A 13,416-nucleotide genomic window follows, 5' to 3' on the forward strand; every position below is an offset into this window, starting at 1 on the left:
ATCAAGCCAAGGCGGTTTCGCCGAGAGCGGTTTCGCCGAGAGCGCGAACAGTGCGGTGCGCGCACGTTGTCCACAGGCCTTGACGGTGCGGCCGGGTGGCTGGATTACTGAACCCGAGCAGATCTACCGAATGATCGGTCGTCCGATTTCGGGCGGAGTGACGACCGGCGAGGACGGGAGCGGCCCATGGAACCCCTGCTGGACGCGGCGGAACGGCTGAGCCGGGCGGAGCTGGAGGCGCTCCAGCTCGACCGGCTGAGGGCTTCGCTGCGCCATGCGTACGAGAAGGTGGGCTTCTACCGGGAGGCGTTCGACAAGGCGGGGATACGGCCCGAGGACTGCCGTTCGCTCGCGGACCTCGCCCGCTTCCCGTTCACCACCAAGGCGGATCTGCGCGACCACTACCCGTTCGGGATGTTCGCCGTCCCCGGGTCCGAGGTCCGCCGCGTCCACGCCTCCAGCGGGACCACGGGCCGCCCGACGGTGGTCGGCTACACCGAGCGCGATCTGGACACCTGGGCGGACGTGGTGGCCCGCTCACTGCGCGCGGCGGGCGCCCGGCCGGGCCACAAGGTGCATGTGGCGTACGGATACGGGCTGTTCACGGGCGGCCTGGGCGCGCACTACGGGGCGGAGCGGCTCGGCTGCACGGTGATCCCCGCCTCCGGCGGTATGACGGCCCGCCAGGTCCAGCTGATCCAGGACTTCCGGCCCGAGGTCATCATGGTGACTCCGTCGTACATGCTGACCCTCCTCGACGAGTTCGAGCGGCAGGGCGTCGACCCGCGCGCGACCTCGCTGAAAGTCGGGATCTTCGGAGCCGAGCCGTGGACGGAGGAGATGCGCCGCGAGATCGAGGAGCGCTTCGCCATCGACGCGGTCGACATATACGGGCTGTCGGAGGTGATCGGGCCCGGGGTGGCGCAGGAGTGCGTGGAGACCAAGGACGGGCTGCACATCTGGGAGGACCACTTCTACCCGGAGATCGTCGACCCGCTCACCGGCGAGGTGCTGCCCGAGGGCGAGCGCGGCGAGCTGGTCTTCACCTCGCTCACCAAGGAGGCCATGCCGGTGGTCCGCTACCGGACGCGGGACCTGACCCGGCTGCTGCCGGGCTCGGCACGGGTGTTCCGGCGGATGGAGAAGGTGACCGGGCGCAGTGACGACCTGGTGATCCTGCGCGGGGTGAACCTGTTCCCCACCCAGATCGAGGAGATCGTGCTGCGCACGCCCGGCCTCGCCCCCCACTTCCAGCTGCGGCTCACCAAGGAGGGCCGCCTCGACGCGCTGACGGTCCGGGTGGAGGCGCGCGCCGACACCGCGCCGGAGCGGCGCGAGGAGGCCGCGCGGTCGATCGTCTCGGCGGTCAAGGACGGCATCGGGGTCTCGGTGGCGGTGGAGGTCGTCGACCCGGACACCATCGAGCGGTCGGTGGGCAAGTTCAAACGGATCGTGGATCTGCGCCAGGGCCCCGCGGGCGGGGCGTGAGTGTTGACAGGTGTGCGCCCGGGCTGACTGAGTGGCTGGCGGCACTTCGTGTGTCACGGGCAACCACCCGTGTCACCCTCTGAGTTGGGAGGAACGTTGGCTCTCCGCGCCCGCACCGACACCCGCGCCCACGCCCGCACCCGGATCAGGCGCCTCGCGCTGGCCGGCATCGCCATGCTGACCGCCTCGGCGCCGCTGTCCCCCACGGCCTCGGCCGCGTCCGGCGACCGCGAGCACCACCCCTCCGGCGGCGGCCTGTCCGCCGTCATCCGGTACACCGAGTACGGCGTTCCGCACATCCTCGCGAAGGACTACGCCGACCTCGGCTTCGGCACCGGCTACGCCCAGGCGGCCGACCAGGTGTGCACCCTCGCCGACGGATTCGTCACGCTGCGCGGGGAGCGGTCGAAGTGGTTCGGCCCGGACGCGGCCCCCGACGGCTCGCTCTCCGCCGCGACCAGGAACCTCTCCAGCGACCTGTACTTCACGTCCGTACGCGACGCGCGCACGGTCGAGAAGCTGCTGGCCACCCCGGCGCCCACCGGGCCGAGCCGCCGGTCGAAGGAGCTGATGCGGGGCTGGGCGGCGGGCTACAACGCCTGGCTGAAGCAGCACCGCGTCACCGACCCGGCGTGCAAGGGCGCGGCCTGGGTGCGCCCGGTGACCGTCGTCGACGTGGCCGCGCGCGGCTTCGCGATATCCGTGCTCGGCGGGCAGGGGCGCGTCACCGACGGCATCACCGCCGCGCAACCGCCGACCGCCGCGGCCGCGCCCGGCGCGCCCGACCCCGCCGCGCAGGCGAAGGCCGCCGAGCGGCTGTTCGCGGCCGACCAGGCCGACATGGGCTCCAACGCCGTCGCGTTCAGCGGCGCCGCCACGGCCGACGGGCGCGGTCTGCTGCTCGGCAACCCGCACTACCCCTGGCACGGCGGCCGCCGCTTCTGGCAGATGCAGCAGACCATCCCCGGCGAGCTCGACGTCTCCGGCGCGGCCCTGCTCGGCACCCCGACCATGAGCATCGGCTTCAACGACAAGGTGGCCTGGAGCCACACGGTCGCCACCGGTGTCACGCTCAACCTCCACCAGCTGGCCCTCGACCCGGCCGACCCGACCGCGTACCTCGTGGACGGCGCCCCCGAGCGCATGACCCGGCGCACGGTGACGGTCCCGGTCAAGGGCGGCGCCCCGGTGACGCGCACCCAGTGGTGGACGCGGTACGGGCCGGTGGTCACCGGGCTCGGCCCCACGGTGCCTCTGCCGTGGACCAAGGCCACGGCGTTCGCGCTGAACGACCCCAACGCGCTCAACCTGCGCGCCGCGGACACCGGTCTGGGCTTCTCCAAGGCGGCGGGCACCGACGACATCCTCACGTCACTGCGCCGCACCCAGGGCCTGCCCTGGGTGAACACGGTCGCCGCCGACGCGCACGGGCACTCCCTGTTCACCCAGTCCCAGGTGCTCCCGCGGATCACCGACGAGCTGGCCGCGCGCTGCTCGACCCCGCTGGGCAAGGCGCTCTACCCGGCCTCGGGCGTCGCGGTCCTGGACGGCTCGCGCGGCGACTGCGCCCTCGGCTCGGACCCGGACGCCGTCCAGCCCGGAGTCTTCGGGCCCGCCCGGATGCCGCTGCTCAAGGACGCCGCGTACGCCGAGAACTCCAACGACAGCGCCTGGCTGACCAACGCCGAGCACCCGCTGACCGGTTACGAGCGGATCTTCGGCACCGTCGCGACCGCGCGCTCGCCGCGTACGCGCGGGGCGGTCGAGGACGTGTCGGCCCTGGCCGCGAAGGGACGGCTCACCGTCGCCGACCTCCAGCGCCAGCAGTTCGCCGACCGGGCGCCCGCCGGGCACCTGGCGGCGGCCGACACGGCCAGGGCCTGCGCCGCGCTGCCCGGCGGCACCGCCACGGACAGCACCGGCAAGGCGGTCGACGTGTCCGGGGCGTGCGCGGTACTGGCCGGCTGGGACCGTACGGTGGACGCGGGAAGCCGGGGCGCGCTGCTCTTCGACCGCTACTGGCGCAAGCTGACCGGCACGGTCCCGGCGGCCGAGCTGTGGAAGGTGCCGTTCTCGGCGGCCGACCCGGTGCGTACGCCGAACACCCTCAACACCGCCTCGCCGGGCGTCGCCCGGGCACTCGCCGACGCGGTCGGCGAGCTGCGCGCCGCCGGCATCCCCCTCGACTCGGCCCTGGGCGGCCACCAGTACGTGGTCCGGGGCGGCAAGCGCCTTCCGGTCTCCGGCGGTACGGAGGCGCTCGGCATCTGGAACAAGGTCGAGGGCGTGTGGGATCCGGCTCGCGGCTACACCGAGGTGTCGACCGGATCCAGCCACATCCAGGCGGTCGGCTGGGACGGCGGCCGCTGCCCCGTCGCCCGCACCCTGCTGACGTACTCCCAGTCGGAGAACGTCCTCTCGCCGCACTACAGCGACCAGACGAAGCTCTACTCGCAGCGGCGCTGGGTCTCCTCGCGCTTCTGCGAGCGCGACATCCTCTCCTCGCCCGCGCTGCGGGTCGTCCGGGTGCGCGAGCACCGCTGACGTCCGCGCGGCCCGCTCCTCGGGCGGGCCGCGCCGGAGGTTCACGCCGGGACGCCGATCACCTCATGGCCCACCGAGGCGAGCAGCGGGACCAGGGCCCGCCCGATGACTCCGGTGGCACAGCCCGGTGGCCTTCGGCCCCACGGTCACATCGCCCGCTCGTGGCCCTCCCAGTACGGTTCGCGCAGCCGTCGTTTGTAGAGCTTGCCGTTGGGGTCGCGCGGCATGGCCGCGATGAAGTCGACGGACTTGGGGCGCTTGTAGCCCGCGAGGCGCTCCTCGCAGTGGGCGAGGAGCTCGAAGGCGAGCTCCTCGCCCGGCTCGTGGCCGGGCGCGGCCTCCACGACCGCCTTGACCTCCTCGCCCCAGTCGGCGTGCGGGATGCCGAAGGCCGCGGCGTCGGCGACGGCCGGGTGGCTCAGGAGCGCCGCCTCGATCTCGGCCGGGTAGATGTTGACCCCGCCCGAGATGATCATGTCGATCTTGCGGTCGCGCAGGAACAGATAGCCGTCCTCGTCGAGGTAGCCGAGGTCGCCCACGGTGAAGAAGTCGCCGATGCGGTTCTTCCGGGTCTTGGTCTCGTCCTTGTGGTAACTGAAGCCGCCCGTCGACATCTTCATGTAGACGGTGCCCAACTGGCCTGCGGGCAGCCGCTCGCCGTCGTCGTCGAAGACCGCGAGTTCGCTGATGGGCCACGCCTTGCCGACCGTGCCCGGCTTCTTCAGCCAGTCCTCGGCCGTGGCGAACGCCCCACCGCCCTCGCTCGCCGCGTAGTACTCCTCCACACAGCTCCCCCACCACTCGATCATCGCCCGCTTGACGTGGTCGGGGCAGGGGGCGGCGCCGTGGATGGCGTGCCGCAGCGCGCTCACGTCGTAGCGCGCCCGGACCACCTCGGGCAGCGAGAGCAGCCGGTGGAACTGGGTCGGCACCATGTGCGTATGGGTGCAGCGGTACGCGTCGATGAGGCGCAGCATCTCCTCGGGCGTCCACTTGTCCATCAGGACCAGCGGATGCCCGATGTGCAGGGACGCGCCCGCGAACTGGAGCACGGCCGTGTGGTAGAGCGGCGAGCAGACCAGATGGACGTTGTCGTCGAACGGCTTGATGCCGAAGATGCCGAGGAAGCCGCCGAGGTAGGACTCCTCGGGGAGCTTGCCGGAGAGCGGGCGCCGGATGCCGCGCGGGCGGCCGGTGGTGCCCGAGGTGTAGTTCATGACCCAGCCCAGCGTGCGGCCCTCGGGCACGGACTCGGGCTGCCCGTCGAGGAGTTGCCCGTACGGACAGAAGCCCGCCACCTCGCCCACCGCGTACCGGTGGCTGCCCGGCAGCTTCGCCTCGTCGGCGGCCGCGGTCGCCGCCTGCGCGAACCGCTCGTGGGCGATGAGCACCTTGGCACCGGAGTCCGCGACGATCCAGGCGATCTCGGGCCCGACCAGGTGGTGGTTGACGGGGACGAGGTAGAACCCGGCCTGGGAGGCGGCCAGATACGCGGTGAAGAACTCGACCCCGTTGGGCAGCACGACGGCGAACGCGTCGCCCTGTTCGAGGCCGGCCGCGCGCAGCCCGTGCACCAGCCGGTTGACGTCGGCGTGCAGCCGCCCGGCCGTCCAGCGCTCGCCGCCGGGCGCGGTGAGCACCACACGGCCGGGGTCGGCGGCGGCCTGCGCCCAGAACCCGTTGGGCGGCGGGGAGCCGCTCATGACCCGCTCCTTCCGGCGATACGGCTGATGCGGTCGACGGCCTGCTCGAAGCCGCGGGTGAGGTCGTCGACGACCTCCTGGACGCTGCGCTCGGAGTTCATCCGGCCGACGATCTGGCCGACCGGCGTGCCGAGCAGCGGGGCGACCTCGTACTTCTGGATCCGTGACAGCGCCTCGGCGACCAGCAGGCCTTGCAGGGGCATGGGCAGGGTGCCGGGGCCGCTCGGGTCGTCCCAGGCGTCGGTCCACTCGGTGCGCAGCTGGCGCGCGGGCTTGCCGGTGAGGGCGCGCGAGCGGACGGTGTCGCCGGAGCCGGCCGCGAGGAGTTTGCGGGTGAGCGCGCGCGAGTGGAGATCGGCCTCGGTGGTGGTGAGCCAGAGGGAGCCCAGCCAGACGCCCTGGGCGCCCAGCGCAAGGCCTGCGGCCACCTGGGCGCCGCTGCCGATGCCTCCGGCGGCGAGTACGGGCAGCGGCCCGACCGCGTCGACGACTTCGGGCACCAGCACCATGGAGGCGATCTCGCCGGTGTGGCCGCCGGCTTCGTAGCCCTGGGCGACGACGATGTCGATGCCCGCCTCGGCGTGGTGGCGGGCGTGCCGGGCGCTGCCGGCGAGCGCGGCGACCAGGACCCCGTTGGCGTGGGCCCGGTCGACGACATCGGCGGGCGGAGAGCCGAGCGCGTTGGCGAGCAGCTTGATCGGGTAGGTGAAGGCGACGTCGAGCTGGTCGCGGGCGACCTGCTCCATCCACCCGGTGATCCGCCAGCCGGACGCCTCGCCCTCGGCCAGCTCGGGCACGCCGTGCTTGGCGAGCGTCTCGCGCACGAACTGCCGGTGCCCCTCGGGGATCATGGCTTCGACGTCGTCCTCGGTGACGCCCTCCACCTTCCGCGCGGGCATCACGACGTCGAGGCCGTAGGGCAGTCCGTCGGTGTGCTCCTGCATCCAGTCGAGGTCGCGCGCGAGGTCGTCGGGGGCGGTGTAGCGGACCGCGCCGAGCACGCCGAACCCACCGGCCCGGGTGATGGCGGCGGCCACCGCCGGGAACGGTGTGAAGCCGAAGATGGCGTGCTCCACTCCCAGTCTTCTGCTCAGCTCCGTCTGCATGGGGCGCAGGATGCCGCAGCCCGGTCGACGAGGGAAGAGATTTTCTGATGCCACGTCAGATTCTTTACGCGGTGCCGCGCCGGGGCCGGTCAGGGTGGTCCTGGCCGATGCCCTGGCCCGGGCGCTCGCGCCCCAGGCTCTCAGCCGCCCAGCACCGCCATCGCCGCGTTGTGGCCCGGGATGCCGCTGACCCCGCCGCCCCGGACCGCGCCCGCCCCGCACAGCAGGACGTTCGGGTACGTGGTCTCCACGCCCCAGCGCCCGGCGGACTCCTCCGCGTACGGGAAGGCGAGCGGGCGGTGGAAGATGTTGCCGCCGGGCAGCCGCAGCTCGCGCTCCAGATCGAGCGGGGTCTTCGCCTCGATGCAGGGCCGGCCGTCGGCGTCGGTGGCCAGGCAGTCCGCGAGCGGCTCGGCCAGCTGTGCGTCCAGCTGGGCCAGCGTCGCGTCGAGGAGCGCCTCGCGCGTCTTGTCGTTATCGGCCGCGAACAGCCGCGCCGGGGTGTGCAGCCCGAACAACGTCAGCGTCTGGTAGCCGCGTTCCGCCAGGTCCGGGCCTAGGATCGAGGGGTCGGTGAGCGAGTGGCAGTAGATCTCGCAGGGCGGTGCGGCGGGCAGCTCACCGGCCGCCGCCTGGGCGTACGCGGCGCCCAGCGCCCCGTACCCCTCCCCGATGTGGAAGGTCCCGGCGAACGCCTCGCGCGGGTCGACCGAGGTGTCCTTCAGCCGGGGCAGCCGGGTGAGCAGCATGTTGACCTTGAGCTGGGCGCCCTCGGCGTGTTCCGGGGCCGGGCCGCCGGTGAGCGCGGCCAGGGCCTCGGGAGACGCGTTGACCAGGACGTGCCGGGCCGCGACCGTGCCCTCGCCCGACTCCGTACGGAAGTCGACCTCGGCCTCGCGGCCGTCGGTGCGCAGCGCGGTCGCCTCGTGGCCGGTGACGACCTCCGCGCCGGCCGCCCGTGCGGCGCCCGCGAGCGCGTCGGTGAACGCGCCCATCCCGCCCACCGGCACGTCCCAGTCGCCGGTGCCGCCGCCGATGACGTGGTAGAGGAAGCAGCGGTTCTGGGCCAGGGAGGGGTCGTGGGCGTCGGCGAAGGTGCCGATCAGGGCGTCGGTGAGGACGACACCGCGCACCAGGTCGTCGGCGAACCGCTCCTCCACGGCGACGCCGATCGGCTCCTCGAAGAGCATCCGCCACGCCGTGTCGTCGCCCAGGCGCTCGCGCAGGGCCGCGCGGGCGGGCAACGGCTCGGTCAGCGTGGGGAAGAGCCGCTCGGCGGCCCGCCGGGTCATTCCGTAGAACTCTTCCCAGGCTGTGAACTCGGCCTCGGAGCCGGTCAGTCGGCGGAACGAGGCCCGGGTGCGCTCCTCGCCGCCGCCGACGAGCAGCCCGGTGGGGCGGCCGTCGCGTACCACCGGTGTGTACGAGGAGACGGTCCGCCTGCGCACGGCGAAGCGCAGTCCCAGATCGTCGACGATCTTCTGCGGCAGCAGCGAGACAAGGTAGGAATAGCGCGAGAGCCGGGCGTCGACGCCCGCGAAGGGGCGGGTCGAGACGGCCGCGCCGCCGGTGCGGTCGAGGCGCTCCAGGACCAGCACCGACTTCCCGGCGCGGGCGAGGTAGGCGGCGGCCACCAGGCCGTTGTGGCCGCCGCCGACGATCACGGTGTCGTACACCTGGTGTGCGGGCATGGCCCTTCCTAGCACGCGCCGATCACCGGCGGCCAGGGTGACGGCGCCGGTGCTCTCCTGCCTGCCCGCCCCCGCCTGTGGCGCCTGTCCGAGGCGCTCTTCGGCGCCGCCGGAGCCGAGGGGCGCAAGGCGCGCAAACGCCTGCTCTCCGGGGCGCGTTGTCTCTTCTACGGCTTCGTCGCGTACACCGTCTCGACGTACGCGCTCGGTGACCGCCGTACCGAGGGCGGCTCCAGCGACCGCACCTCCCAGGACCTCACGGCCCGGCTGCTCGGTCTGCCGGGCGGGCGGTGGATGGTCGGCGCGGCCGGAGTCCTCGCGGTCGGGGCCGGACTGTGGATCGCGGTACGGGCGGCGCTGCGCGAATACCACGACCGGATGCGGCTCACCGGGATGTCACCGCGCACCCGTCTGGTGGTGGACTGCACGGGTGTGGCGGGTGGGGTGTCGCGGGGCGCCGTCTTCGCCGCCGCCGGCGGCTTCGCCCTCTGGGCGGCGGTCGGCTTCGACCCCGGCCGGGCCAAGGGCATGGACGACACCCTGCGCTCCTTCGCCCACACCCCGGCCGGTCCCTGGCTTCTGATGGCGGTGGCCGCGGGCCTCGCGCTCTTCGGCCTGTTCTCGTTCGCGATGGCGCGCTGGCGCAGGTTCTGAGCCCACCGCCGGGCCTGGCTCGGGCGAACCCGTTTCAGCCGCTTGCGAACCGGGCCGTGTGCGAGGTGGGTTCGGGGGTACACGCTCTTCGCGTTGGAACGCGTTGGAAGCTTGTACAGGTCGATCCAGGGAGAGATCATGACGACGGTCGAGGTCAGCACCATGGTGGGGCAGCGCAGCCAGGTGGCGCCCGAACTGCCCTTGGTGGAGTGCCCCGACAAGCTCGCACCGCGTGACGCCCGGGATTTGTCACGCCTCTTCTTCGAGCAACTCGCGGTACTGGAGGAGGGGACACCCGCATACCAGTACGCGCGCAACACCCTCATCGAGATGAACATGTCGCTCGTGCGTTTCGCCGCGCGGCGTTTTCGCCAGTACGCGGACGAGATCGAGGACGTCGTCCAGGTGGGCATGATCGGACTGATCAAGGCCATCGACCGGTTCGAGCTGTCGCGCGAGACGCAGTTCGCCACGTTCGCCGTGCCCTATGTCGTCGGTGAGATGAAGCGCTTCTTCCGCGACACCACCTGGGCCGTGCACGTCCCGCGCCGGCTGCAGGAGCGCCGGACGGAGCTGGGCAAGGCGCGGGCCGAGCTGGAGAGCCGCCTCGACCGCTCCCCCACCGTCAAGGAGCTGGCCGAGCTGATGGACATCAGCGAGGAGGAGGTCGTGGAGGCCCAGGTGGCCGCCAACGGCTACCACTCCTCGTCCCTCGACGCGGCCCTGTCCGGCAACGAGGAGGAGGGCGAGGCGGCGCTCGCCGACATCATCGGCTGCGAGGACCCGGGCATGGAGCTGGTCGAGGACTTCCAGGCACTGGCGCCCGCGATGGACACCCTGACCGAGCGCGAGCGCTTCGTCGTGCATCTGCGGTTCGTCGAGGAGCGCACCCAGGCGGAGATCGGTGAGACGCTCGGCGTCTCCCAGATGCAGGTCTCCCGCATCCTGCGCCGCATCCTCACCAAGCTCCGTACCGGCATGGGCGTCGTCGCGGACTGACGCACGGCCGACCGCGGGTCCACGCACGAGCGAGGACCGGTGCCGGGGCGCGTACGAGCGCCCCGGCACCGGCGCGCTCACAGCGGCAGGAAGACCTGGATGCGCTTGCCTCCGGCGGGCAGCAGGCTGACGGTGACGCTGGTCGCCAGTCGGCAGATCATCGGCCACCCGTAGCCGCCGGGGGTGAAGTCACCGCCCGGCTCCTTCGTCGACGGCAGCCCGGGGCTCGCGTCCTCGACCACCAGCCGCAGCCCCACCCGGTCCGCCATCGCCTCGAACGCGGTGACACCGCCCGCGTGCCGCAGCGCGTTCGTCACCAGCTCCGAGGTCACCAGCAGCGCGTCCGTGACCACCGCGTCCTGCGCCGAGGCCGACGGTCTGCCCAGCGCGGCGCCGAGCAGCGCCTTCACGCGCCGACGCGCCTCCGCGGCGTCGACCGGCACCAGTCCGGTCCTCCATGTAGGAGCCGTTTCCTCACTCACCTCACTGCCCCCGTCCCGCATGCGGCATCGCCCGCGTTCACCCCCTGCGCACTTGCCCAGGGTTCCCATAGGTCAATCCCCCTCGCTTTGTGCGAAGGGGCGGCCCCGTCGCGACGGGGGACGCGACGGGGCCTTGGGTTTCGGGTGCCCTGGGGCGACAGGACCATGCTCGTGATGCCGGTCACACCCCGGAGGATACGACCTGCACCGGTACGCCCCGCTCAGTTCGTGGTGGGGACGACCGCCCGGCAACCGTTGGTCCGCCACACGTCCTCGCCGCCGTTGTTCCGCGCACTCGGAGCAACCGACACCCGACGCCCGTCGACAGCACTCGCGCCCTCTCCCGTTTCGCGTCCGATTTTCCGTACGAATTCCAGCAACCGCACCCTGGATCGCTGTTGCTGACGGGACATCAGTTGGCGGTTTCATCCCGGGCCGGACTTTCGCGGTCGGCGATCGCGGTCCATCTACCGCGCCGTTCTCAGGACATCGCCCCGCCCTTTCGGGGGCGCTCGGCGGTTTCTCTCATCAACTCTTTAGTGTGCAGGCGATTCAGACGGGCTGCGGTTGTTTGGGTGAGGTGTGTATCTTTTTGCGTACTCGCCTGTGCTGTGCCCGCAGCAGGGCCGGCATCCGGCGGCATCATCCAGCACGAGGAAAGCGAACTCCCATGGCGGACGAGCCGGACACCACCACACTCCAGAACCAGTACGCGGCGCGCGTCACCGCCGATCTGGAAGCCAACCAGCAGGACCAGTCGCGCATCCGCGCGGAACTCGACACGCTCAAGGGCCAGCTCGACTCCCTGGAGCGCGACCACGGTCTGCTGCAGACCATGCAGCACACCCTCGGCGGCCCCGCCGCCGCGGCCGCGGCGCCCACCAGGGCGAGCGGGCGCGGCACCGCACGCGTCCCCGCGAAGGCCGCGTCCACGAAGGACGCACCGGCCAAGGTGCCCACCCCCCGGTCGAAGAAGACCGAGGTCAAGTCCGCGGCCAAGCCCGCGCGGACCCCGCGCAAGAACACCGCTCCGGCGAAGACCTCCTCCCGCGCCAAGGCCGAGACCTCCGGTCCCACCCTGCGTGAGGTCGTCCTCGGCCTCTTCGCCGGACACCAGGAGCCGCGTACGGTCGCCGACATCCTCACCGAACTCACCACCGCCCACCCCGACCGCGCGACCAGCCCCCAGGTCGTGCGCAACACCCTCGAAGCGCTCGTCGCCAAGGGCGAACTGGAGCGGGAGCGCAAGCAGGGCTCCGTCTTCTACACCGCCCGCCCCGACAAGAAGGCTGCCGGGACGCCCACCGCCGACGCCGTCGCGAAGGCCTGACACCTCTCATCCGCCGGGGTTGGATCGGGTCGATGACTTTCTCGCCGTACGGCATCAGCCGCATGGAGCCCGGCGGACAGCGACTTGTCCGCCGAGCCCCGTGCGCCGATCCATCAACAACGCGGCAGCGGGCCGGAACGGCTTCCGGCCCGGCCGGTGGCGAGGAGGAGGGGCACCACCGCGAGCAGTTCGCCGAGCGCTCCCACCCACAGCGCCATGCGGGCGCCGAAGTGCTCGCCCAGGGCGCCGCCCAGGAGTGCGCCGATCGGCATGGACCCCCACACCACGAAGCGAAACGTCGCCGTCATCCGGCCGAGGAGCGGAGGCGGGCAGAGCTGTTGGCGCAGGGACACCGAGGTGATCTTGAACGTCATGAAGGCCGTCCAGCCCAGGCCCTGGAGCGCGACCGCGAGCGCGAAGCGCCAGTCGGACCGGTAGAACGGGAGCGCCAGCAACCAGAGCACCCCACTGGTCAGTACGGACAGACACATCGCCCGTCCCTGTCCCAGTCGGGCGGCGACCCTCGTGGTGAGCAGACTGCCGAGGAAACCGCCGACCGCCTCCGCGGTGAAGACGAGGCCGCAGAGGAAGGGTGAGAGGCCGAGGTCTCCGGCGAGCAGGACGAGCAGCATGGCCGCGCCGATGGTGCCGCACAGGTTGGAGATCGCCGAGGTGAGGGTGAGCGCCCGCAGCGTCGGGTGGCCGAAGAGGAAGCGCAGCCCTTCGGCGATCTCGGCCCGCAGTCCCGGCCGCGTCGTCGACACGGGTGGGGCCGGATCGGGGCGGCGGACACGGGTGAGCAGGAACGCGGAGGCCAGGTAGCTGACGGCGTCCACCGCGACCGCGAGCGGGGCGGTCAGCGCGCCGACGAGCACGCCCCCCGCGCCGGGTCCGGCGGCCTGGGTGAGGGTGCGACTCGCCTCCAGCTTGACGTTGGCCTCCACCAGCCGGGTTTCGTCGACGAGTTGGGGAAGGTGGCTCTGGGCGGCCACGTCGAAGAACACCGTACACACGGACATACCGAAGGCCACCGCGTACAACTGGGGCAGGGACAGCACGTCCAGCGCGCTCGCGACGGGTATCGAGGCCAGGAGTGCGGCGCGGCCGAGGTCACCGGCGACCATGACGCGGCGGCGCCGCGCCCGGTCCACCCACGCCCCGGCGGGCAGCCCCAGGAGCAGGAACCCGAGGTACTCGGACATCACGAGCAGACCTGCCTGGAAGGGGGTCGCGTCGAGGGCGCCGATGGCGACGAGGGGAAGGGCGAGGACGGTGACGGCGGTACCGGCCTGGCTGACGGTGTCGGCCGTCCGGAGTCTGCGGAAGTCGCGGTCGCGCGGCAGCGCGCCGGGCCGCGCCGGGGTGGTGTCCGTGGAGCAGGAAAGCGTCATGATCGCGCACTCCACCACCGGTGGGGCG

Annotated in this window: 10 protein-coding genes; 5 read left to right on the forward strand and 5 right to left on the reverse strand. The window is 72.4% G+C overall.

What is annotated here, in order from left to right:
- The first annotated feature begins 186 nt into the window (after positions 1-186).
- A complete protein-coding gene (gene paaK, locus A8W25_RS00670; RefSeq protein ID WP_067154057.1) occupies positions 187-1,488 on the forward strand; it encodes a phenylacetate--CoA ligase PaaK in 1,302 nt (433 codons plus the stop codon).
- Between the two features lie 174 nt (positions 1,489-1,662).
- Positions 1,663-4,032: a penicillin acylase family protein gene (locus tag A8W25_RS00675; protein WP_067156502.1), complete on the forward strand. Its 2,370-nt coding sequence runs from the start codon at positions 1,663-1,665 to the stop codon at positions 4,030-4,032.
- 146 nt (positions 4,033-4,178) lie between these two features.
- Here A8W25_RS00675 and A8W25_RS00680 read toward each other — a convergent pair whose 3' ends face one another.
- The 3 genes from A8W25_RS00680 to A8W25_RS00690 form a co-directional block, all read right to left on the reverse strand.
- Positions 4,179-5,735, reverse strand: coding sequence for an acyl-CoA synthetase (locus A8W25_RS00680; RefSeq protein WP_067154060.1), 1,557 nt, complete (start codon positions 5,733-5,735; stop codon positions 4,179-4,181).
- Positions 5,732-6,841, reverse strand: a complete 1,110-nt coding sequence (locus tag A8W25_RS00685; protein WP_067154063.1) for an NAD(P)H-dependent flavin oxidoreductase — start codon at positions 6,839-6,841, stop codon at positions 5,732-5,734. The genes A8W25_RS00680 and A8W25_RS00685 overlap by 4 nt, the downstream gene beginning before the upstream one ends.
- A gap of 140 nt (positions 6,842-6,981) precedes the next feature.
- Entirely contained in the window at positions 6,982-8,532 is a 1,551-nt protein-coding gene (locus A8W25_RS00690) for a phytoene desaturase family protein (RefSeq protein ID WP_067154066.1), read from the reverse strand.
- A gap of 21 nt (positions 8,533-8,553) precedes the next feature.
- Here A8W25_RS00690 and A8W25_RS31795 point away from each other — a divergent pair, with 21 nt between their 5' ends.
- Together A8W25_RS31795 and A8W25_RS00700 are read left to right on the forward strand one after the other, a co-directional pair.
- Positions 8,554-9,186 (forward strand): DUF1206 domain-containing protein, encoded by a 633-nt coding sequence (locus A8W25_RS31795; protein WP_079125717.1) that lies wholly within the window; start codon positions 8,554-8,556, stop codon positions 9,184-9,186.
- Positions 9,187-9,324: 138 nt separating this feature from the next.
- Positions 9,325-10,185, forward strand: a complete 861-nt coding sequence (locus A8W25_RS00700; protein ID WP_420708390.1) for a SigB/SigF/SigG family RNA polymerase sigma factor — start codon at positions 9,325-9,327, stop codon at positions 10,183-10,185.
- Positions 10,186-10,262: 77 nt separating this feature from the next.
- Here the strand turns inward: A8W25_RS00700 and A8W25_RS00705 are convergent, their stop codons facing one another.
- On the reverse strand, positions 10,263-10,628 hold the full coding sequence (locus tag A8W25_RS00705) for an ATP-binding protein (RefSeq protein WP_234386045.1): 366 nt from the start codon (positions 10,626-10,628) through the stop codon (positions 10,263-10,265).
- A gap of 709 nt (positions 10,629-11,337) precedes the next feature.
- Here A8W25_RS00705 and A8W25_RS00710 point away from each other — a divergent pair.
- Positions 11,338-11,997, forward strand: a complete 660-nt coding sequence (locus A8W25_RS00710; RefSeq protein ID WP_067154075.1) for a hypothetical protein — start codon at positions 11,338-11,340, stop codon at positions 11,995-11,997.
- A gap of 113 nt (positions 11,998-12,110) precedes the next feature.
- Here A8W25_RS00710 and A8W25_RS00715 read toward each other — a convergent pair whose 3' ends face one another.
- On the reverse strand, positions 12,111-13,388 hold the full coding sequence (locus A8W25_RS00715; protein ID WP_067154086.1) for an MFS transporter: 1,278 nt from the start codon (positions 13,386-13,388) through the stop codon (positions 12,111-12,113).
- Positions 13,389-13,416: the final 28 nt, after the last annotated feature.

The organism is Streptomyces sp. ERV7, from assembly GCF_001653515.1.
In the GTDB taxonomy this organism is placed as follows: Bacteria; Actinomycetota; Actinomycetes; order Streptomycetales; family Streptomycetaceae; genus Streptomyces.

Excerpts from the sequence above, each read along its gene's own strand:
- paaK (WP_067154057.1), top strand. The coding sequence starts at position 187 with ATGGAACCCCTGCTGGACGCGGCGGAACGGCTGAGCCGGGCGGAGCTG.
- A8W25_RS00675 (WP_067156502.1), top strand. The coding sequence starts at position 1,663 with ATGCTGACCGCCTCGGCGCCGCTGTCCCCCACGGCCTCGGCCGCGTCC.
- A8W25_RS00680 (WP_067154060.1), bottom strand. The coding sequence starts at position 5,735 with ATGAGCGGCTCCCCGCCGCCCAACGGGTTCTGGGCGCAGGCCGCCGCC.
- A8W25_RS00685 (WP_067154063.1), bottom strand. The coding sequence starts at position 6,841 with ATGCAGACGGAGCTGAGCAGAAGACTGGGAGTGGAGCACGCCATCTTC.
- A8W25_RS00690 (WP_067154066.1), bottom strand. The coding sequence starts at position 8,532 with ATGCCCGCACACCAGGTGTACGACACCGTGATCGTCGGCGGCGGCCAC.
- A8W25_RS00700 (WP_420708390.1), top strand. The coding sequence starts at position 9,325 with ATGACGACGGTCGAGGTCAGCACCATGGTGGGGCAGCGCAGCCAGGTG.
- A8W25_RS00710 (WP_067154075.1), top strand. The coding sequence starts at position 11,338 with ATGGCGGACGAGCCGGACACCACCACACTCCAGAACCAGTACGCGGCG.
- A8W25_RS00715 (WP_067154086.1), bottom strand. The coding sequence starts at position 13,388 with ATGACGCTTTCCTGCTCCACGGACACCACCCCGGCGCGGCCCGGCGCG.